Annotated in this window: 15 protein-coding genes; 9 read left to right on the top strand and 6 right to left on the bottom strand. The window is 74.7% G+C overall.

What is annotated here, in order from left to right; translation table 11 throughout:
* Nucleotides 1–16 precede the first annotated feature (16 nt).
* Both ACIGHB_RS14340 and ACIGHB_RS14335 read right to left on the bottom strand, forming a co-directional pair.
* Nucleotides 17–499 (bottom strand): GNAT family N-acetyltransferase, encoded by a 483-nt coding sequence (locus ACIGHB_RS14340; RefSeq protein ID WP_399912956.1) that lies wholly within the window; start codon nucleotides 497–499, stop codon nucleotides 17–19.
* On the bottom strand, nucleotides 483–1,391 hold the full coding sequence (locus ACIGHB_RS14335) for a Gfo/Idh/MocA family protein (protein ID WP_399912953.1): 909 nt from the start codon (nucleotides 1,389–1,391) through the stop codon (nucleotides 483–485). Before ACIGHB_RS14335 ends, ACIGHB_RS14340 begins: the two co-directional genes overlap by 17 nt.
* A 201-nt stretch (nucleotides 1,392–1,592) precedes the next feature.
* On the opposite strand from ACIGHB_RS14335, the gene ACIGHB_RS14330 reads away from it, so the two are divergent.
* The 4 genes from ACIGHB_RS14330 to ACIGHB_RS14315 all read left to right on the top strand — a co-directional run bounded on the left by ACIGHB_RS14330 (nucleotide 1,593) and on the right by ACIGHB_RS14315 (nucleotide 6,299).
* Nucleotides 1,593–3,008: a hypothetical protein gene (locus ACIGHB_RS14330; protein ID WP_399912950.1), complete on the top strand. Its 1,416-nt coding sequence runs from the start codon at nucleotides 1,593–1,595 to the stop codon at nucleotides 3,006–3,008.
* Nucleotides 3,005–4,174, top strand: a complete 1,170-nt coding sequence (locus tag ACIGHB_RS14325) for an ARPP-2 domain-containing protein (protein ID WP_399912946.1) — start codon at nucleotides 3,005–3,007, stop codon at nucleotides 4,172–4,174. Before ACIGHB_RS14330 ends, ACIGHB_RS14325 begins: the two co-directional genes overlap by 4 nt.
* A gap of 186 nt (nucleotides 4,175–4,360) precedes the next feature.
* Nucleotides 4,361–5,392: a glutamine synthetase gene (glnII, locus tag ACIGHB_RS14320; protein WP_360321238.1), complete on the top strand. Its 1,032-nt coding sequence runs from the start codon at nucleotides 4,361–4,363 to the stop codon at nucleotides 5,390–5,392.
* 379 nt (nucleotides 5,393–5,771) lie between these two features.
* On the top strand, nucleotides 5,772–6,299 hold the full coding sequence (locus ACIGHB_RS14315; RefSeq protein WP_360321235.1) for a winged helix-turn-helix domain-containing protein: 528 nt from the start codon (nucleotides 5,772–5,774) through the stop codon (nucleotides 6,297–6,299).
* Between the two features lie 7 nt (nucleotides 6,300–6,306).
* On the opposite strand, the gene ACIGHB_RS14310 is transcribed toward ACIGHB_RS14315, so the two are convergent.
* Together ACIGHB_RS14310 and ACIGHB_RS14305 are read right to left on the bottom strand one after the other, a co-directional pair.
* Nucleotides 6,307–7,776 (bottom strand): PepSY-associated TM helix domain-containing protein, encoded by a 1,470-nt coding sequence (locus tag ACIGHB_RS14310; protein WP_399912942.1) that lies wholly within the window; start codon nucleotides 7,774–7,776, stop codon nucleotides 6,307–6,309.
* A gap of 76 nt (nucleotides 7,777–7,852) precedes the next feature.
* Nucleotides 7,853–8,557, bottom strand: coding sequence for a hypothetical protein (locus tag ACIGHB_RS14305; RefSeq protein ID WP_399912939.1), 705 nt, complete (start codon nucleotides 8,555–8,557; stop codon nucleotides 7,853–7,855).
* A gap of 363 nt (nucleotides 8,558–8,920) precedes the next feature.
* On the opposite strand from ACIGHB_RS14305, the gene ACIGHB_RS14300 reads away from it, so the two are divergent.
* From ACIGHB_RS14300 to ACIGHB_RS14285, 4 genes are all read left to right on the top strand, one after another.
* Nucleotides 8,921–9,721 (top strand): tyrosine-protein phosphatase, encoded by an 801-nt coding sequence (locus ACIGHB_RS14300; protein ID WP_360321226.1) that lies wholly within the window; start codon nucleotides 8,921–8,923, stop codon nucleotides 9,719–9,721.
* 113 nt (nucleotides 9,722–9,834) lie between these two features.
* Nucleotides 9,835–12,000: a hypothetical protein gene (locus ACIGHB_RS14295; RefSeq protein WP_399913626.1), complete on the top strand. Its 2,166-nt coding sequence runs from the start codon at nucleotides 9,835–9,837 to the stop codon at nucleotides 11,998–12,000.
* Between the two features lie 103 nt (nucleotides 12,001–12,103).
* Nucleotides 12,104–12,988: a metal-dependent hydrolase gene (locus ACIGHB_RS14290; protein ID WP_399912934.1), complete on the top strand. Its 885-nt coding sequence runs from the start codon at nucleotides 12,104–12,106 to the stop codon at nucleotides 12,986–12,988.
* Complete coding sequence (locus ACIGHB_RS14285) at nucleotides 12,988–14,049, top strand: PDR/VanB family oxidoreductase (protein ID WP_399912931.1); 1,062 nt, start codon at nucleotides 12,988–12,990, stop codon at nucleotides 14,047–14,049. Before ACIGHB_RS14290 ends, ACIGHB_RS14285 begins: the two co-directional genes overlap by 1 nt.
* Before the next feature lie 3 nt (nucleotides 14,050–14,052).
* Here the strand turns inward: ACIGHB_RS14285 and ACIGHB_RS14280 are convergent, their stop codons facing one another.
* Entirely contained in the window at nucleotides 14,053–14,616 is a 564-nt protein-coding gene (locus tag ACIGHB_RS14280) for a hypothetical protein (RefSeq protein ID WP_399912928.1), read from the bottom strand.
* 37 nt (nucleotides 14,617–14,653) lie between these two features.
* Here ACIGHB_RS14280 and ACIGHB_RS14275 point away from each other — a divergent pair, with 37 nt between their 5' ends.
* Complete coding sequence (locus ACIGHB_RS14275; RefSeq protein WP_360311964.1) at nucleotides 14,654–15,415, top strand: TetR/AcrR family transcriptional regulator; 762 nt, start codon at nucleotides 14,654–14,656, stop codon at nucleotides 15,413–15,415.
* A 272-nt stretch (nucleotides 15,416–15,687) separates the two neighbouring features.
* On the opposite strand, the gene pulA is transcribed toward ACIGHB_RS14275, so the two are convergent.
* Nucleotides 15,688–20,985 (bottom strand): pullulanase-type alpha-1,6-glucosidase, encoded by a 5,298-nt coding sequence (pulA, locus tag ACIGHB_RS14270; RefSeq protein ID WP_399912924.1) that lies wholly within the window; start codon nucleotides 20,983–20,985, stop codon nucleotides 15,688–15,690.
* Nucleotides 20,986–21,012: the final 27 nt, after the last annotated feature.

Here is a 21,012-nt window from a genome sequence, read left to right as displayed (position 1 = left end):
AGGTGTTCGGGCGGGGCTAGCGGAGCCCGAGGGGCCGGGTCATGAGGTGTTCGCCGGGGCGGTCGCCCGTGCGGCGGTAGCCGAGCCGCCGGTAGAGGGCGAGGGCCGGGGTGTTCTCCGTGCGGACGGCCGGCCGGATCTCGGGGGCGCCGGTCCGCCGGGCCCACTCCTCGACGGCCGCGATCAGCCGCGTCGCGAGACCGTGCCCCCTCGCCGCGGGCGCGACCCAGAGCGAGCGGAGCTCGGGGACGCCGTCGGGAGCGAGGAGACCGCCCGCGAGGCCGGCCGGACGGTCCGCGAGGAGGGCGACGAGGGCGAGCGCCGTCGGGTCGTCCAGGCGGGCGCGCCAGCGGGTCTCGCCGCCGGCGTGCCAGTCCGCCAGGTCCGTCCGGAACGCCTCGGGCGAGCCGGTGAGCGCGGCGAGCCGGGTTTCGCGCCAGAGCGGCCAGTCGCGCGGCGTCAGCGTCCGCAGGACGGGGGCGTCAGTGGGCCGCGGCACGGGCTTCCGCCTCGGTGAGGAGTTCGGTGAGGCGGAGGGCGAAGCGGGCGTCGCAGGGGTGGGGCGTGCCGGTGCGGGCCGCCGCGAGGAGGGCGTCGACGGCGTGGCCGTACGCCTCCGTCGCCCCGTTCCACGCGGGCAGGGCGGCGCGGCCCTCCGTGCCGTACAGCGTGATGGCCGCCCCGGCCGCCGCCGGCGGGGCGCTCAGGGTGAGGGTGGCGGTGCTGCTCGCGCCGGAGGCGTGGCGGAGGGTCAGGTGGTGGGTGTCCTCGGGGCCCTTCACGGCCGACAGGGAGGTCACGTCGCCGAGGACCGGGATCAGGACGGAGAGGACGTGCGGGCCGACGTCCCAGAGCCCGCCCTTCTCGCGGCGCCAGGGGGAGGCCGCGTACGGGCTCTCGGAGCCGGCGGCGTAGAGGGAGCCGAGCCAGCGGGCCTCGGCGACGTACCAGCCGCCCGCCGTCCGCCGCTCCTCGATCCAGCGGGCGGTCTCGGGGGCGAAGCGCAGGGTGCAGAAGACGACCGAGGCGACGCCGGCCTTCTCCGCCTCCTCGGCGACCTCGCGGGCGCCGGTGACCGTGGTCGCCAGCGGCTTGTCGAGGAGGAGGTGGCAGCCGGCCCGGGCCGCCCGGACGGCGACGGGCGCCTGGACGTCCGGCGGCAGCGCGACCGCCACGGCGTCGCACTCCGCCAGGAGCAGGTCCAGGTCCTCGTACGCGCGCGTGCCGGAGGCGGCGGCCAGCTCGGCGGCTGCCTCGGGGCGCCTGCCCCACACCCCGGCGAACTCGACCCCCTCGTGCGCGGCGAGCGCGGGGGCGTGGGTGCGGGCGGCCCACGGGCCGGTGCCGAGGAGTCCGATACGGGGGCGCTGGTGTGCGGGGAGGAGAGCCATGGGACCAGTCTGCCCGCCCGGGCGCGCGGGGTCCCGGCCGGATATCCGGTGGCCGCGCTCCCCGGGGCCGGTGTTAGCGTGCACGGGTGCCGGCCGCGGGACTTCGGCGCGACTTCCGGAACCTGCCTCGTAAAGCAACGTCTTCGCTGTTCGCGCTCCCCTTCCCCGGCCGGCACGCCGACACGCGAGAAGGGGGCCGCCGTGTCCGATCTCGTCGCCGCCGAGGACGTGCTGCTGTTCGTCAACGCGGCCGTGACCGCCACCGGGCAGCGGGAGTTCCGCTCGTCCGCCGCGGAGCAGCGGCTGTCGCTCGCCTTCGTCCACGAGTACGTACGGGTCAACTACCGCCCCTTGTACGCGGCTTCCCTCGCGCTCGACATCAACGACCACAACGCCGCCCTCGTCGTCGAGCAGCTGCTGCGGACGCCCGGCGAGGCCGCGGGCGACGAGGGGCGGCTGATCGCGGCCCGGCTCGCGCGGATGGCGCCGCAGCGGGTGTACCGGCTGTTCCGCGGGCTGCGGGCGGCCGGCGTGAACAACCGGCGCACGCGCGCGATCGTGCGGGAGTGGCTGGCGGCCCGGCCGGATCCGGCGCTCGACGCCGTGAAATACCGGGCCGGGGTGAAGGCCGCCCTCAAGCACGCGCACGTGCAGGCCGCGGACGCCGAAACCGGGGACTTCCTCTTCGCGCCCGCGCGCCGGGTCCGGTACGAGCACCCGACGCTGGAGGCGTACCGGCGGGCGCACTACGACGAGAGCGCGCTCTACGGCCTTCCGTACACCGTCGCCGAGGGGTTCGCGGCGCGGCACGGGGTGGACCGGAAGGTGTTCCTGGAGCGGATCGCGCCCCGGATGACCCGCCTGGAGCGGCTGCGGAGCGAGCGGGCGGCGGGGCGCGGCGCCGGGGCCTCGGACCTGTCCGTGATGCCGCTGACGCGGCTGGCGCTGCACGTGCTGGCGCTGCCGTTCGCCGAGCGGGCGGCGCGGCGGAGCGAGCTGACGGGGGCGCTGCGGGCCTCGGCTCGGCGGGCGGCGGGGCCGTACGCGGGGAGCTGGGGGCGGGTCGCGGCGGTGCTCGACGACAGCTTCTCCTCGTCGGGTTCGGCGGTGAAGCGGCGCCGGCCGCTGGCGGTGGCGCTCGGCTGCCACTTCCTCCTGGAGGCGCTGGCGGCGCCGGGCGCGTACACCGGTCGGTGGACCTCGGGCGGTACGGATCCGCTGCTGGTCCGGCCGTACGGGCCGACGCCGCTGGGGCTGCGGATCCTGGACGCGCTCGACGGCGGGCCGGAGCGGCTGGTGATCGTCTCGGACGGCTGGGACAACGCCCCGCCGGGGCTCGCGGGCGAGGTGCTGCGGGTCTGGCGGTCGCGGCTCGACCCGGAGCGGCGGACGGCGGCGGTCCATGTGAACCCCGTATACGACGCGGGGGTGTTCGACGTGCGCCGGCTCGGGCCCTCGGTGCCGGCGGTCGGGATCCGGGACGCGGAGGACCTGCCGGCGCTGGTGGAGATCGCCGGTTTCGCCGAGGGGCGGACCGGTCTGACGGAGCTGCGCGCCTATCTGGACCGGCGGGTGGCGGACTTCCTGGCGGCGCACGCGAAGGGGGCGGGGTCGTGACGCGGATCGATCTGACCGGGCTCGTCGTGCGCCCGTCGCAGGTGTGGGGCGGGGTCCGGCTGGTGCCGCTGGTGCGGGCCGAGCCGGTCGAGGGGCTGCGGCTGCACCGGGAGGTGTACGCGCGGGCGGAGGGGTACGGGTACGACCCCCGGTCCTCCGTCGACGTCGGCGACGGCACCGTCTACACCTCGTACATCCCGCACGGCTTCGTCGCGGACTGGTCGGGTGCGGAGCGCGAGGAGGCGGCGTACGGGACGCGGCTCGGGGACGCGCCGGGGGCCGGGGTGCCGCTGCGGGCCCCCCACCACCGGCTGGCGAAGCGGCGGCACGGCGAGCGCCGGCTGCGGTTCCTGCCGCTCCACCTCGCGCTGGACGGCTATCTCGCGCTGCACTTCGGCGGGCCGCCGGTGCTGTGGGAGGAGTGGTCGCGGGAGGCGCTGCGGCGGGGTCTGTCCCCCCGGGCGGAGGCGGCGTACGCGGGCGTCGACGTGCCGGGGCTCGCGGAGGCGCTGCGGATCTTCGAGCTGCACCCGGGGCAGTGCGGGGTGCTCGTGTACGTGGCGGACGCGCTGGCCGCGGCCTTCGTGGTGCCGCACCCGGAGGACTACCGGCTGCTGCACCCGACGCTGGTGGAGGACCTGTACGGCGAGCTGGTGCACCAGTACGCGTACTACGGCGGCCCGGTGCCCGCGTTCGGGGCCCGGATCCGGGACGGCGCCGGCGGCATCCGGGACCTCGCGGACCTGCGGGCGGCGGCGCTCGATCAGGAGCGGCGCTGGGCGGTGGCGCACGACGGGCTGATGGCGCGGGACCTCCTGGAGACCCCGTACGCCTTCGAGCGGGTGTACCGGATGGGGTCGTTCGCGCTGTACCGGTTCCTGCCGCCGTTCCTGCGGGACGGGCGGGAGCAGCACATCGGCGAGCTGATCACCGACCACAAGGGGCGGACGGCCTATCTGAAGACCTTCCGCCTCTCGGACGCGCAGGTCAGACGGGGGTACCTGCTCCGCCGGCTCGCGGCCTGCGACTGGCACCCGGGCCGGACGGCACAGGAGCTGGGGGTCTCGCCGAACGAGCTGGTGCGGCGGATCCGGGCGGCGGGTTTCGGCGCGCTCCTCGACGCGCACGGGCTCGCACAGGCGGCCCGGAATGCGCAGGAAGGCTGAGTAACACGGGGTTCACAAACGGGCAACCGAAGGGAAATCCCGTGTTGCGAAGCTGCGGTCACACGAAAGGCGCTCAGACCGCGGGCCCGCCCGGCCCGGCGTCCGGCGCCGACCCCGCAGCTTCTCGCAGCGCCGCGAGCCGCCGCGGACACCCGCAGCAGTTCGCCACGCCCTAAGGATGACCCCGTGACCTTCAAGGCTGAGTACATCTGGATCGACGGCACCGAGCCGACCGCGAAGCTTCGCTCGAAGACGAAGATCATCGCGGGTGAGGGTCTGCCGCTGGCGGAGCTGCCGATCTGGGGCTTCGACGGTTCCAGCACCAACCAGGCCAAGGGCCACGCCTCGGACCGCGTGCTCAAGCCGGTCTTCTCCTGCCCGGACCCGATCCGCGGCGGCAACGACGTCCTGGTGCTGTGCGAGGTCCTCAACACGGACATGACGCCGCACGAGTCCAACACCCGTGCCGCGCTGGCCGAGGTCGCCGCGACGTACGCCTCCCAGGAGCCGATCTTCGGCATCGAGCAGGAGTACACCTTCTTCGAGGGCACCCGCCCGCTCGGCTTCCCGGTCAACGGCTTCCCGGCCCCGCAGGGCGGCTACTACTGCGGCGTCGGCGTGGACGAGATCCACGGCCGTCCGATCGTCGAGGCGCACCTGGAGAACTGCCTCAAGGCGGGTCTGGGCATCTCCGGCATCAACGCCGAGGTCATGCCGGGCCAGTGGGAGTTCCAGGTCGGCCCGCTGGCGCCGCTGGAGGTCTCGGACCAGCTGTGGATCGCCCGCTGGCTGCTCTACCGCACGGCCGAGGACTTCAACGTCTCCGCGACGCTCGACCCGAAGCCGGTGAAGGGCGACTGGAACGGCGCCGGCGCGCACACCAACTTCTCCACCAAGGCGATGCGCGAGGGCTACGACGCGATCATCACCGCCTGCGAGTCGCTGGGCGAGGGCTCGAAGCCGCTCGACCACGTCAAGAACTACGGCGCCGGCATCGACGACCGTCTGACCGGTCTGCACGAGACCGCCCCGTGGGACCAGTACTCCTACGGCGTCTCGGACCGCGGCGCCTCGGTCCGCATCCCGTGGCAGGTCGAGCAGGACCAGAAGGGCTACATCGAGGACCGCCGTCCGAACGCGAACGTCGACCCGTACGTGGTGACCCGCCTCCTCGTGGACACCTGCTGCGAGGCGCTCGCCAAGGCCGGTCAGGTCTGACCGTCCGCCAGACACGGGGAAGTGCCCGCCGGTTGAACCGGCGGGCACTTCCGCGTTCCGCGTCCCTCGGGCACGTCCGGTGTTCCGCGGTCTCCCTGATTTCCGCGGGCATCCCGCTTCGCTCCCTGGTTCCCTGCTGCTTTAATAGGGATATGGCCAGCATCCGGAACGACAGCGCGCGGGGTCGCCACGACCTCGAACCGTTCTGGCCTTCCCGTCAGCACCACGACTACGACCGGTGCTGTCGGCGCGTGAGGAACGCGTCGGCCCTCTAAAACCCCGACCGGAGACCTGTCCGGTCCGCGGCCTTCGGCCGACGCGCAGTGACGTACGACGCCTGTCCGTCCGTTCCTTCGCGCGAAGAGAGCCGAGTCCTCCCATGGCCCACACCCAGACCGCCGCCGCCCCGCTCACCGCCCCCCGCCCCCGGCTGCGCGCCGTCGCCCCCGACGAGGCCGCCGGCCTCGCCCGCGTCGCCGACTTCCTGCCGCCGGGCGCCACGCTGCTCCCCGCCCCGCCGCACGCCCTGCCCACGCTGCCGGGCCGGCCGCCGATGGTCGGCTATCTGGTGCTGCTCCCCGCCGAGGAGGAACCGCTCGCGCCCGCGCCGCCGGGTCCCGAGGCCGAGGGGCCGGTCGGGATCGACGGGGAGCGGCGGATCGCCACCGTCGACGGGCGGGCGCTCGACCTGACGTATCTGGAGTTCGAGCTGCTCGCCCATCTCGTGGCCCACCCGCACCGGGTGCACACCCGCGACCGGCTGGTGCAGACGGTGTGGGGGTACGGGCACGTCGGCGACGGGCGGACGGTCGACGTCCACGTCGCCCGGCTGCGGCGCAAGCTGGGCGCCGAACACCGCCGCACGATCCAGACCGTGCGGCGGGTCGGCTACAAGTACGTGCCCTGACCGGCTCCTAGGAGGCGGCGGTCCGCTTCGTCCTCGCCCTGGACACCAGGGCGAGGACGACCTCGGCGGCGAGCAGCACCAGCAGGCTGACGCCGAGCAGCGGGACGAACCAGCCGACGAGCGCGGTCGCCGCGGCGAGCGGCAGCAGCAGCGTCACCGGCACCTTCCGCCAGGCGCCCCGGCCCACCGGCCGGCGCGGCCGCCGCAGCCACCACATGCGGTAGCCCCAGAGGATCATCAGGGCGAGCGCCAGGGCGAGGACGGCGAGGGCCAGCTGGTTGAACAGGCCCAGGAAGACGCCCATGTGGGCGTCGATGCCGATCCGGGTCAGCTGCGCGAGGAGCGGGTAGTCGGCGAAGGCGAGCCGGTCGACGACGGTGCCGTCGGCCGGGTTCAGCGCGACCGAGTCGAGCTGGACCGGGAACTGCTTGTCGGTCTCCTTGACGACGTAGCCGTTGCCCTCGGCGGGCAGGGTGACGGCTATCGAGGCGCTGTCGAGACCGGCGGCGCGGGCGGCGTCGACGGCCCGGTCGACGCCGATGTCGGCGGTCGCGGGGGCCGGGTCGGCCGGCTGGTGTCCGGCGCCGTGGCCCGCGTGTTCGCCGCCCGCGCCGCCGGCGGCACCCGCCGAGAGGGTCGGGGTGGCGCCGCCGAGCCGGTCCTGGAGGGTGCCGATGTTCTCCCCGGCGTACTGCGACCAGGTCAGACCGGTCGCGGAGAGCAGCAGCAGGCCGAGCGCGGCCCAGAGGCCGACGGAGCCGTGCCAGGAGAGGGTGCGGCGGCGGGACTTCGGGCCGCCCTCCGGCAGCAGGAGCGCCCGCCGCTTGGTGCGGCGCCGGGCGAACCAGAGCGCCAGGCCGCCGAGGACCAGCACGAAGAGCCAGCTGGCGGCGAGCTCGCTGTAGATCCGTCCGGGCTCGCCCAGGTGCAGGTCGCGGTGGAGCCCGTCGATCCAGGTGCGCAGCGGCAGGGCGCCGCTGCTGCCGTAGCTGGGCAGCTGCCCGCGGACCTCGCCGGTGTACGGGTCCACGAAGACGGCCATCGAGGTGCCCTCGGGGGCCTCGGGGTCGGCCATCAGGACGCGGGTGGTCGCGCCGGGCTCGGCGGCGGGCCAGACGGCGGTGACGGTGCCGTCCGGGTTCGCCCCGCGGGCGATCTCGGTCTGGCGGTCGAGCGGGAGGACGGTGTCGCCGACCGGGACCTCCAGTTCGTGCGCGTACACGACCTTCTCGGCCTGGTAGGAGAGCGCGTACAGCAGTCCGCTGAGCGCGGCGACCAGGAGGAAGGGGGCGGTGAGGAGGCCGGCGGTGAAGTGCAGCCGGAGGAGGAGCGGGCGGAGCGCGCTCCAGGCGCCGGGGCGGCGGGGGGTGGTGGCGGTCGAGGGGGCGGTCGTGGGGGCGGTGGCGGTGGCCGGTGCCGCCGGTGCCGCCGGGGGTGCTTCGGGCGTGTCTGGGCGTGCGGGATCGTCGATGGTCATGACGGTGCGTCCTCGGTGTCTCGTGAGGTGTCTCGTGACGTGTCTGCCGTCGGGCAGGGGGAAGCGGCCCCCGGCGTCAGACGAGCGGACCGAGGACCATGGCGCGGGGGACGGACGGCCGGGGCGGACCGCGCCGGGAGAGGACGTGCGCGAGGACGACGACGTGCGGGCGCCGGGCGTTCCGGCGGGGCCGCCGGACCGGGCGGCGCGGGTCGGCGGGGACGGCGGCGGGGCCGAGCGGGATCGCGAGCAGGTGCCGGAGCGGGGTGAGCGCGGCCTCCGCGAGCGCGAAGAACGCGGCCTCGCCGCGGGCCAGCCACACCCCGCAGACCAGGGCGGCCAGGAGGTGGACGGCGAGCATGCCGGGGCCGCCGTCGGCGACGGGGGCGAGGAGGGCGGCGAGGCCGTCCGTGGTGGTCGCGGTGGTGGCGGTGACGGCGGCTTCGCCGGCGCCGTGGGACATGTGGGTGGAGTGTCCGGCGTGCCCCTGGTGCGGTGCGACGGGGGCGGGCGGGGCGGCGGCGTGGGCGCCGGTGAGCGAGAAGGCCAGGTGGAGGACGCCCTGGGCGGCGAGGATGCCGCCCGCGCAGCCGACGGGCCCGCGCCGGCGGCCGGCCGCGCACCAGGCGACGGCGGCGGTGGCGGCGAAGGCGGTGAGGAGGGTGAGGGGGTCGAGCTGGTGCGCAGATATGGACGAATGCCCCACCGCTGTCAGTACGACGCACACAACCGCGAAAAGGGCGGCTCGCAGGGCGCGCAGCGGCGACAGGGGATGCGTCATCGGGGGACATGCTGTCACCCGCCCCGGGACGCCCCTGGGGCGGCTCCCGTTGGTACGGAACGGACTACTTTCTGGGCCCACTGGGGCAGGTGGGACCGGCGATTCCGGAGGGGGCGGGGTGGGGTCGACGTCTTCGCGGGGCGGGGTGGACCGGCGTTTCCGGCGGGGTGGCCGGGCGGCGGGCGGGCACGGGATGCCGGGGTGGGGCCGGCGATTCCGGCGGGCGGCGGGGCGGGCACGGGATGCCAGGGTGGGGCCGGCGATTCCGGTGGGTGGTCCGGCGGCCGGGCGGGCACGTGGTGCCGGGGTGGGGTGGGGCCGTTACGGTCGGAGGGGGCCTTGTCACGGGAGGAGACCCAGTCCATGGCCGCGATCGCCGCCACCTCCGTCGCCAATCTGCGGGACCTCGGCGGTCTGCCGCTCGGCGGCGGGCGTTCCGTACGGGCCGGGCTGGTGCTGCGCTCGGCGCAGCTCGACCGGCTGGAGCCGGAGGAGGAGGCCGTGAGCGGGCTGAAGATCCGCACGGTCGTGGACCTGAGGACCGCCGCCGAGCGGGCCGACCGGCCGGACCGGCTCCCGGACGGGGCGCGGACGGTCGTCGCGGACGTGCTCGCCGACCATCTGGCGGCGAGCGGGCTGCCGCCGGCCGCGCGGCTCAAGGACCTGCTCTCCGACCCGGCGCTCGCGGAGCGGCACCTCGGCGGCGGGCGGATCCTGGACGCGATGCGGAGCACGTACCGCGCCTTCGTGACCAGTGAGTCGGCCCGCGCCTCCTACCGGACCCTCCTCACCGAGCTGGGAACCCCCGGCGCGGGGCCGCTGCTCTTCCACTGCACCGCCGGCAAGGACCGCACGGGCTGGGCCGCGACGGTGGTCCTCGCGCTGCTCGGGGCGGACGAGGCGACGGTGCGGGCGGAGTACCTGGCGGTCAATCCGGCGGTGCGGCAGGCGTTCGCCCCGATGATCGAGGGGTTCATCACCCAGGGCGGCGACCCCGACCTCGTCCTCGCGATGATCGGCGTCCTGCCGGAGTACCTGGACGCGGCGCTGGAGGAGGTCGCGGAGCGGCACGGCTCGATGGAGGCGTACGCGCGGGACGGCCTCGGCGTCCCCGGCGAGGTCGTCGCGCTGATGCGGGAGCGGTTGACGGTGTACGCGGTGTGAGACGCGAGCTCGGAGCGCGGGGCTCCCCGCGCGACGGGGCTCCGGGCTCCGGGCTCCGGGCTCCGGGCTCCGGGCTCCGGGCTCCGGGGTGACCATCGGAAGAATCGCTCGTTCTGCTGAACGTGACCACCCAGGATCTCGTTCCGTCGCCCGTGGGCCCCGTCGACGTCGAGCAGGCCGAGGCCGCCCTCGTCGAGCGCTATCCGCGCCTCGTGCGCATCGCCTATCTGGTCCTGCCGCCGACGATGGGCCGCAACCGGCGGGTGCTGACCGCGCACGCGCTCGTCCAGCGCGCCCTGCCGCGCCGGCGGGTACCGGGGCCCCGCGTGCCGGAGGCCCGGCGGCCGGAGGACGCGGTGGATCCCGGGTACGCGTACGTACGGGGCGAGGTGCTGCGGCAGGCGCTGGTGGCCGCGCTGCCGCTGCGGCGGCTCGCGGTGCCGCGCCGGGCCCAGCTGCCGCCGCTGCTGCCGCAGGTGTGGGGGCTGCGGCTGTTCCCCCGCGCGGGCGGGGCGGACGAGCTCGCCCTGGACCAGCTGCTGGCCGGCCTCTCCGCGCCGGCCCGCGCCGCGTACGTGCTGCGCGGCCTGGAGCGCCAGGGCGACGCGGAGGTCCTCCGCGTGCTGGCCACGGCCGGGGCCGAGGACCCGGAGGCGGCCCTCGCCGAACTGGCCGCCCTGGAGGACGAGCCGCAGGCCGGACCCGGCGACGGCCCGGAGCACGGCGCCCGGCACCGGCCGCGCCCCGCGCCGGAGGCCCCGGAGGCCCCGCGCCCCGGCGAGCGCCCGGGACGGGTGGCCGAACAGGCCGGGCCCGGCCGGACCCGGACCGGCGGGCCGGCCCCCGACGGCACGCCACGCTCCCCCGGCGACCCGGCGGAGCCCGAAGCCCCGGCCGGGCCGGCGCGTTCCTCCGGGCGCCGGATCAGCGGGGCCGCCTTGCTGGAGTCGGCGGAGTTCGATCCCTGCACGCTCCAGGCACGGCCCGGGGACCTGCTGCGGCGCCGGCAGCACGGGCGGGCCGCTCTGGTCGGGGTCGTGGCGCTGCTGGTGTGCGGGGCCCTGCTCGGGCTGCCGGGGGACGGCTGGGGCAGAAACGGTGCTGCTGCGCCGAGTTACGCCCGCAACCCCGCCGCCGAGGCCGCGCTCGACCCGGCGAAGGTGAAGCGGGTGACCGCGGCGGTGTGGCCCGGGGCCGTACGGCGGGACTTCTCGGTGTGGCCGGCGCGCGGGGAACTCGCCGGGGACACGGAGCTGCTGCGGCGGGCGCTGGCCGTGTGGGCGCGCCCCGGCGGGGCCGTGGAGTCCTCGGCGACGCCGGGGACCCCGGTCGGGCCGCCGATGGGGCCGCCCCAACTGCTCTTCGCGGGGCGGGTGGACGCGGCCCGGGTGGTGCTGTTCCACGACGGGCTGCGGATCGTGCGGTACGCCGAGCCGGTGGAGGGGACGGCCGGCGCCGGGCTCGACTTCGCCCGGACCGACGCCGCCGAGGGCCCCGGCGCCGCCGCGGTCGTGCTGACGCGCGCGGCCGGGAACGTGCGCTATCTGACCGCGCCCTGGGTGACCGGCGCCTCCGTACGGGACCTGCTGATGCCCGGCAAGGAGCCGTGGCCGCTCGGACGGGACGCGCGCGGAGTGACCGACGCCCTGCCCAGCCCCGCGCAGGCGAAGGAGTGCGCGCGGTGGAACACCCTTCAGCTGAGGGACGATTCCGGCAGCCGGCTCCTCGGCGACCTCGGCGAGCTGGTCCCCGCCCGGCTGCTCTGGGGCGCCCCCGACGCGCCCGTGGACGCCACCGGCCGCGAGGCGCGGGCGGCGTGGGCGCGGACCGCCTGCCAGCTGACCACGCTCCTCGGGCAGGGCGTGCGGTCGGCGCAGGCGTGGCAGTTCGCCCGGCAGACGCTGCCCGAGGGCGCGGGCCGGGCGACCTGGGTGTGCACCCGGGCGGAGACCTGGCGGGGCACCGGCAGCCGGGTCCTCGCGCAGTTCCTGCCGCCGGACCGGAAGGTGCCCGCCTCGCTCGCCGCCCGCGCGCAGGACGCCCCGGCGTGCGGGGCGCGGGAGCCGAGGGTGCTGGCCGGGGCGCTGTGGCAGGCGCCGGGCGGCGGCTGGTACGTGCTGGCGGCGGGCGGCCCCGACGTGGCCTCGGTGGAGGTGAGGGGCGGGGTGAGGGCCCGCGCCGAGGGCCCGGTCCTCGCCGCGCCGGCCCAGGCGGGCGCCCGCGCCGAACTGAGCGCCACCCTGGACGACGGCCGCCGGATGCCCGCGCTGAGGCAGTGACGGGACAGGTGCGCCGGCCGCGCGCGGCCGCGGCGGATCCACGGGGCGAAAAAGGCGGCGCACGGCTCTGTCGCCTGTGCTTACTCCTCAGTACATTGACGGCATGTCTAATACGCAGCCTGCCCCGGTGGCGTCGGAACACGTCGAGCTCAAGGCCCGCAAGGTGGCCTTCGACTGGCAGGAGACCCCGCTCCACTGGGTACCCGGCGATCCCTTCACCACGCACACGATCAACGTGCTGCACCTCCTGCTGCCGGCCGGCGAGCGCTGGTTCGTCCACGTCTACCAGCAGGCCCTGCCGTACATCACCGACGACCGGCTGCGCGAGGACGTCATCGGCTTCATCGGGCAGGAGGCCGTGCACTCGCAGGCGCACGACGACGTCCTGCCGCACCTGCGCCGGCAGGGCCTCGACCCGACGCCGTACACCGCCCAGGTCGACTGGTTCTTCGAGAAGCTGCTCGGCGACCGGACGCTGCCGCCCGGCCGGGCGCGCCGCTGGTGGCTGATGGAACGGGTCGCGCTGATCGCCGCGATCGAGCACTACACCGCCTTCCTCGGCGACTGGGTGCTCAACGCCGAGGAGCTCGACCGGCGCGGGGCCGACCCGATGATGATGGACCTGCTCCGCTGGCACGGCGCCGAGGAGGTCGAGCACCGGGCGGTCGCCTTCGAGCTCTTCACGCACCTGGACGGCGGCTACCGGCGGCGCGCCCGCACCTGGGCGCTCGCCTTCTCCGCACTGGTCTTCCTCTGGCAGCGCGGGGTCCGCTTCTTCCTGGAGAACGACCCCACCCTGCTCGACCCCAAGGCGTCCTGGGCGGACTTCTACCGCAGGGGCCGCGAGGGCGTGCTGCCGTCCACCCCGGCCATGCTGCGCTCGATACCCCGCTACCTGAGCCGCGCCTACCACCCCTCCCAGGAGGGCGACACCGCGCAGGCCGTGGCCTACCTCGCCTCCTCCCCCGGCGCCAACGGAGGCCGCTGATGCCCCGGTTCACCACCCTCGCCCTCGCCGCCGGCGCCGCGCTCCTGGTGCGCCGCGCGGTCCGCTCCCGGATGACGAGCGCGCCGCTGTGGCCGATGCCCTCCCTGGAGGAGCCCGTCTCCGGGTACGGGCGCGGGGCGACCGTCCCGCGCCGGGTGCTCGTCACCGGGCGGGCCGTCCCCGCCGAGGGGGTCGTCGAACTGCGCCTGGAGGGCGAGCGGCTGCCGTCCTGGGAGCCCGGCGCCCACCTCGACCTCGTCCTGCCCTCCGGGCAGGTCCGGCAGTACTCGCTCTGCGGCGATCCCGCCCAGAAGGACGTGTACCGGATCGCGGCCCGGATCATCGAGGAGGAGCACGGTGGCCGGGGCGGCTCCCGCGAGGTGCACGAACGGCTCCACGAGGGCGTCGAGGTCGAGATCCGGGGCCCCCGCAACCGCTTCCCGCTGGTCCCCTCCCCCGCGTACGTCTTCGTCGCCGGCGGCATCGGGATCACCCCGGTCCTGCCGATGGTGCGGGCCGCCGAGGCGGCGGGCGCGGACTGGCGGCTCGTCCACTGCGGACGGTCCCGCGCCACCATGCCGTACCTGGCGGATCTGCTCCGGCTCGGAGCGGACCGGGTGACGGTGGTCGCGGAGGACGAGGTCGGGTATCCGGACCTGTCGTTCCTGGCGCAGGTGCCGGCCGAGACGCTGGTCTACTGCTGCGGCCCCGACGGGCTGATGGACGCCGTCGCCGCCGCGATGCCGGCCGGCCGGACCCCGCGCCTGGAGCGCTTCTCGGCGGTCGCCCCGGCCGGCGGCACCCCCTTCGAGGTCGAACTCCGGCGCTCCGGGCGGACGGTGACCGTCGCCGCCGGGCAGTCGGTGCTCGCGGCGGTGCGGGAGGAGGTGCCGGGCCTGATGTACTCCTGTACGCAGGGCTTCTGCGGCACCTGCCGGCAGACCGTCCTGGACGGCGAGGTCGACCACCGGGACGAACTCCTCACCGACGCGGAGCGGGCGGACTCGATGCTGATCTGCGTCTCGCGCTGCGCCGGGAAGAAGCTCGTCCTGGACCTCTGAACGTCAGGGAAGGATCAGCCAGTCGAAGGCGAGGGCGGCCCCGAGGCCGCCCACCAGGAGCCAGGTGGCGAGGCGGGTGCGGCCGTTGCGGGCGAGCTCGATGACGATCCCGCAGAGGATCATCGCCAGGCCGTAGACGCCGACGACGAGCACGGAGGTCCGGCTCGCCAGGCGGATCACCAGGACCACGCCCATCACGACGAGCAGGACCGAGGCGGCCGCCACGCGCAGCCGTCTCGCCTGCCTGGGGGTCATGCCGTCGCCGGGCTCCCCCGCGGCCTCGTCGACGTCCTCTCCGGACTCCTCGCCGGCCTCTTCGTGCGCCTCTTCGCCGGGCTCCTCGCCGGGCTCCTCGCCGGTCTCTTCGCCGGCGTCTTCGTCGGGCTCTTGGCCGGCCTCTTCATCAGCCTCTTCGCCGGTCTCATCGGACTCCGCGCCGGCTTCGGCCTCCTCGGCCTCCTCGGACTCCGCGCCCGCTTCGGCCTCTTCGGCCTCGGTGGCCTCGGGTCCGGGCTCGTCCGTCTCTTGTTTCTCGGCGGCCGGGGTGGACCGGTCGGAAGCGCTCATGAACGAGGAGCGTAACGGACCCCGATAGGCTGTTCGTATGACGACCGGTGTACGGCGCAGGATGGGCGTCGAGGAGCGCAAGCAACAGCTGATCGGGGTGGCCCTCGAACTCTTCAGCAGCCGCTCCCCCGACGAGGTCTCCATCGACGAGATCGCCGCCGCCGCGGGGATCTCCCGGCCGCTGGTCTACCACTACTTCCCCGGCAAGCAGAGCCTGTACGAGGCCGCGCTGCGGCGCGCGGCGGACGAGCTCGCGGCCCGTTTCCTGGAGCCGCCGCAGGGCCCGCTGGGGGCGCGGCTGCTGCGGGTCATGGGCCGGTTCTTCGACTTCGTCGACGACCACGGCCCCGGGTTCGCGGCGCTGATGCGGGGCGGCCCTGCGGTGGGTTCGTCGACGACCAACGCGATGATCGACGAGGTGCGGCAGGCCGCGTACGAGCAGATCGTCGCGCACCTCGGGGTGGCGGAGCCCTCGCCGAGGCTCGAACTGGTCGTGCGGTCCTGGGTGTCGCTCGCCGAGTCGACGGCGCTGCTGTGGCTGGACGGGCGGCGGGTGCCGCGCGCGGAGCTGGAGCAGAAGCTGGTGCACGACTTCGCCGCCCTGACGGCGGTGAGCGCGGTCTACGACGAGCAGGCGGCGAAGGTGCTGGCGGCGATCCTGGCGGAGGAGCCGGCGGACGGGCCGTTCGCGGAGCTGGTCGGCCGGCTGCTCGAACTGGCACCGCCACCCGCCCCGGCACCGGGCCCCGCGCCCGCCCCCGCGTCCGCCCCCGCCGTACCGGATCAGCGCTTGCGGTAGGAGTTCTCCAGGTCGCGCACCTCGACCGAGAGGCGTACCCCGTCCGTCGTCTTCAGATGGCGGGGCAGCAGGTCGAGCACGGCCGTGGAGAGCCGGGCCTGGGTCGCGTCGGTGCGGCCGAAAAGCAGCCCGGTCCAGGGGCGCGGAGTAGTCGACGGTGATCTGCGGCATGACGGTGTCTCCTGCTGGTACGGGATGTCGGGCCACAGCTTTACGGCGCGGGCCCCGGCCGCACAAGGGGCGGCCGGGGCCCGCGCCCCTGAGGAGGAGCGTCAGCCGGTGGCCTCGAAGACGGCGACCGTGCGGGCCGGGACCGTGAAGGTGCCCGAACCGGTGTCGTACGAGGCCGTCCTGGTGACGGCGTCGGAGCCGTTCGCCTGGACCGGGTGGAGGGCGTGGGCCGTGCCGGCCAGGCCCGTGACCGTCTGCTTCGCCTCGCCCGGGGTCGCGTTGAACACGACCACGAGGTCACCGAGGCGCATGGTGATCACGCCCGGGGTCTCGTCCTTGCCGGAGAGCGGGAAGGAGAGGGCGGACTGCACCTGGCCCGCGGTCGCCAGGGAGAAGACCGGCTCGGTGGTGCGGATCTTCTGGAGGTCCCGGTAGGCGGCGGAGGCTCCGTCGATCTCGGCGCAGCCGGCCGTCAGGTTCGGGTTGGTCAGGAGCGGCTTGCCGTGGCCCCACTTGGCCTTGTTGTCGGCGGCCGGCGGGAGGCCGATGCCGAAGCCGTTGCCGGCCCGGCAGTCCCAGTGGATCGCGTTGAACCAGTCGCCGCTGTCGTAGGAGTTGCGGTCGAGGGACTTGGAGCGGAGCAGGTCGGAGCCGGCCTGGGAGAGCGCCGGGCCCTGCGAGAGGGTGGCGGTGGCCATGGCGAGGACCTGCATGCGGGCCCGGTCGGCGGCGGAGGTGCCGGCGGGCAGCTTGAACGCCAGGGCGTCGTAGAGGGTCTCGTTGTCGTGGGCGTCGGCGTAGGCGAGGGCGTCGCCGGGGGCGGCGGCGTAGCCGGCCGGGGCGCCGTTGTAGTCGACCTCGGAGCCCTTGACGGTGCGGCCGGAGGTGTCGGTGAAAGTGTAACCGGCGAGGTTGCCGCTGAGGCCGACCTTGACGAGGTCCTGGTAGTGCAGGAGGCGGGCCTTCTGCTCGGCCGGGGTGCCGTTGGCGGCCGAGGGGTTGGGGTCGGTGTAGAGGCCGGAGGCGAAGCCCTGGACGCCGGGGTCCTCGTCGAAGGGGCCGCCGCCGCGGACGGCGTCGCGGGCCCGGTCGGAGAAGGTGGCGACACCGGTGCCGGCCATGTTCTTCTGGGTGGCCTGGACGAAGCGGGCGTCGTCGGCGATCTCGCCGAAGTTCCAGCCCTCGCCGTAGAGGACGATGGCCTTGCCGTCGACGCCGTCCTTCGCGACGGTCAGGGCGTCGAGCGCCCTGCGGACGGCGAGGATGTTCTCCTTCGGGTGGTGGCCCATGAGGTCGAAGCGGAAGCCGTCGACCTTGTACTCCTTGGCCCAGGTGACGACCGAGTCCACGACGAGCTTGCCCATCATGGCGTTCTCGGGCGCGGTGTTGGCGCAGCAGGTGGAGGTGGCGACGGAGCCGTCGGCCTGGAGGCGCTGGTAGTAGCCGGGGACGATCCGGTCGAGCACCGACTTGTCGGACTGTCCGGCGGCGACGGTGTGGTTGTAGACGACGTCCATGACGGTGCGCAGGCCCTGCCCGTTGAGGGCCTGGACCATCTGCCGGAACTCGACCGTGCGGCGGGTGCCGTTCGGGTCGGTGGAGTAGGAGCCCTCGGGGACGGTGTAGTGCAGCGGGTCGTAGCCCCAGTTGTACGCGTCCTTCGCGGCGGCCTCGGCGACGCAGCGCTGCTGCTCCTCCGAGTCGGGGGCGTAGACCTTCAGGTCGCAGGCCGGGACGGCCTGGTCGGACTTCTTCTCGGGGATCGTGCCGATGTCGAAGGCCGGGAGGAGGTGGACGTAGGAGGTGCCGGAGTCGGCGAGGGCCTTGAGGTGCTTCGAGCCCTTGCTGTCCTTGTCGGTGAAGGCGAGGAAGGTGCCCTGGTGGGCGGCCTTCGCGGTGGGGTCGGCGATCGAGAAGTCGCGGACGTGGAGTTCCTGGATCTGGGCGTCGCGCAGCGGCACGGCGGCCGGCTTCCGGAGGGTCTTCCAGCCGGCCGGGGCGAGCTTCGGGTCGGTGAGGTCGACGACGAGGCTGCGGGCGGAGTCGGCGGTGAGGGCGGTCGAGTAGGGGTCGGTGACGCGGTTCTCGACGAGCTTCTGGACGGTGGGCGCCCAGACCTTCACGACGTACCGGTACGGCTTGCCGGTCCAGGACCTGGAGCCGGTGGCCGTCCAGACGCCGGAGGCGTCGTCGCGGCGCATGGGCACGGTGCGGCCGTCGATCTCCAGGGCGACGGTCCGCGCGGTGGGCGCCCACAGGGAGAGGGTGGGGCGGCCCTTGCGGTCGAAGACCGGGCCGAGGTCGGCCTTGACGGCCTTCTCGGCGTACAGGTCGTCGAGGACGCCGGCGGTCTGGACGCCGGTGGCGGCGAGCAGGGCGCCGTTGGCGGCGCGCTGGGTGGCGAGGAGCTGGCCGCGCAGGGAGGAGCGGACGCGGTCGGCGTCGCGCGGGTCGACGGTGAAGGCCGGATAGTCCTTCAGGTGGGGGAACTTCGCCTTCTGGGCCTCGGTGAGCGCGGCCTGGTTCAGCCGGAGCCACCGGCCCTCGTCGCTGAGGGCGCCGTCGGTGACGGTGATGCCGCCGTCGGGGGCGTACACCAGCTGCTGGCTGGTGGAGTCGTTCGTCTTCACCTTCCAGACGACGGTGTCGCGGTCGATCCACTGTGCCTCGGCCTTGCCGAGGTCGAGGGAGGGGGCGCCGCCGGAGGTCGGCAGGAGGTACTTCGGCTGCCCGGCGAGGAGCCAGACCTCGTGGCCGGTGGCGGCCAGGTCGAGGGACTGGTCGGTGGGGAGGTCCTTCTGGTCGCCCTTGTGGAGGATGTACGAGAGGGAGGTGGCGCCCTCGGCCAGCGGCACCTCGTAGACGGCGCCGTAGGCGTCGACGCGGGTGGGCATCAGGGGCTTGGACCAGTCGGTGGGCTGGGCGGCGCCGGTCCACAGGTGGAGGCCCCAGCCGTCGTAGTTCCCGTCCTCGCGCTGGTAGTGGAGGACGGCCTTGGTCTTGTCCTGCGGGGCGGGGGCCGGGTTCGTGTCGGACTGGCCGTCCTGGCCCTGGGTGATCCAGACCTCGCCGGTGCGGCCGAGGCTGATGGTGCGCTGCGGGCCGTCGGCGGTGCCGGCCTTCTCGACGGTGTACGGGACGGTGGAGGCGCCCTCGGGGAGCTTGACCCAGGCGAAGGCGCCGTGGGCGTCGCGGCCGGTGAAGGCGGCCTCCTGGCCGGCGGCCTTGAGGGTCCAGCCGTCGTAGTCGCCGTCCTCGCGCTGGTAGTGGACGATCGCGTAGGGGCGTTCGACGGCGACCGGCTTCTCGGGGGCCGGGGGCGCGCCCGCGGTGGTGGCGGCGGTGGCGCTCGCGGTGCGTCCGGCGGAGTCGACGACGACGGCCTTGTAGCGCAGCGGGGTGCCGGCGGGGGCGGTGACGTGCTGGGTGACCTTGTAGGGGGCGTGGTCGGCGGTGCCGAGGGTCTGCCAGCGTCCGTTGCCGACCTGGGCGGCGAAGACGACCCGGTTCAGCCCGTCGCCGTCGACGTCGGCGCTGATCTCGACGGTGCCGGTGGAGCCGGCGGCCGGGGCGTCGAGGGTGACGGCGGGCTTCGCGGTGACCGGCGGGAGGGGCCGGTCGGCCTTGAGGACCAGGGTGGAGAGGGCGGGGACGGTGACGGTGACCGCGCCGTTCCGGGCGGTGACGGCGCCCTGGCCTCCGTACAGGGTGTGGAAGGAGGCGGAGTCGACGGGGACGGTGACGGTCTTCGCCTCGGTGGCGCTGTTGGCGGCGACGAGGTACTCGACGCGCTGCTTCGCGTCGGTGCGGGAGGCGGCGTGGACGGAGCCCTCGGCGTACCGCTGGCGCTGGACGCCGTCGCGGAGGGCGGGGTGCTCGCGGGTGAGCTTCGACAGGGCGGCGATCGACCGGTAGACGGGGTGGCCGGTGTCGTACGCGTCGGTGGCGTGGGTGCGGTCGGTGCCGAGCTGGTCGTCGTCGAGGTAGTCGGCGACCTGGGAGGCGAAGAGGGTCTGGCGGGCGTCCTTGTCGCCGCCCGCGCCGGTGAAGCCCTGCTCGTCGCCGGAGTAGATCACCGGGTTGCCGCGGGAGAGGAACATCAGCTCGTTGGCGAGCGTGGCGCGGCGGAGGAGTTCGGCGTCGGAGGCGTTCGGGTTGTCCTGCTTCAGGAAGGTGCCGAAGCGGCCCATGTCGTGGTTGCCGAGGAAGGTGACCTGCTCGTAGGCGTTGGCGTGCCGAGCGGCGTACTTGTAGTCGTCGGCGAAGACCTTGGCGAGGCGGTCGGCGCCGGCGCCCTGGGAGGCGAAGGCGCGGGCGGCGTCCTGGAAGGGGAAGTCGAGGGTGGCGTCGAGCCGGCCGCGGGTGACGTAGGGGGAGGTGACGGCGGTGTCGGCGGAGTACACCTCGCCGAACATGAAGAAGTCCTCGCGGCCCCGCTTCTTCGCGTAGGCGTCGAGGGCGGTGGCCCACTGGGTCCAGAAGTCGAGGTCGACGTGCTTGACGGTGTCGATGCGGAAGCCGTCGATGTCGAAGTCGCGGACCCACGTCTCGTAGATCTTCCGCATGCCCTCGACGACCTCGGGGCGCTCGGTCCACAGGTCGTCGAGGCCGACGAAGTCGCCGTACTCGGCGGATTCGCCCTGCCAGGTGGAGTCGCCGCGGTTGTGGTACATCTCCGGGTCGTTGAGCCAGGCCGGGACCTTGGTGCCGGCCTTCTCGACGGGGGTGTACGGGAAGGAGTCCGCGTCCACCTTGCCGATCGCCGTGCGGTCGTCGAAGGGGCGCCCGTCCTTGTCGAGGTACGGGTAGGCGCCCTTGGGGCGGTAGCCGTACTTCTTCTCGGCGTAGTCGACGGTGTCGGCGGTGTGGTTGGTGATGACGTCGAAGAAGACCTTCATGCCCTTGGCGTGGGCGGCCCTGATGAGCTTCCTCAGGTCGTCGTTGGTGCCGAAGTGCGGGTCGACCTGGGTGAAGTCGGTGATCCAGTAGCCGTGGTAGCCGGCCGATGCGTCCTTGCCCTCGCCCTGCACGGGCCGGTTCTTGAAGATCGGCGCCATCCAGATGGCGGTGGTGCCGAGGCCCTTGATGTAGTCGAGGCGCTGGGTGAGGCCCTTGAGGTCGCCGCCCTGGTAGAAGCCCTTGTCGGTGGGGTCGAAGCCGGTGGCGGTACGGCTGCCGGTGAGGCCGCCCCGGTCGTTGGAGGTGTCGCCGTTGGCGAAGCGGTCCGGGAGCACGAAGTAGAACTGCTCGCGGGTGAGGTCCTGGCGGGCCGGCTCGGCGGCGAGCGCCCGGTCCGACGGGGGCGCGGGCGGGCGGGGCGCGGCGGTGGCGGGGAGGGCGGGCACGAGGGCCGCGCACAGGGCGGCGGCGAGCGCCACCGCCGTTCTCTTGGGTGTCACGGGGGCTCCCTGGAGGTACGGGAAGAG

Source organism: Streptomyces sp. NPDC085460 (assembly GCF_044541975.1).
In the GTDB taxonomy this organism is placed as follows: domain Bacteria; phylum Actinomycetota; class Actinomycetes; order Streptomycetales; family Streptomycetaceae; genus Streptomyces.
Note: the sequence above shows the minus strand (reverse complement) of the source record. Positions and strands in the feature narration are given on the sequence as shown.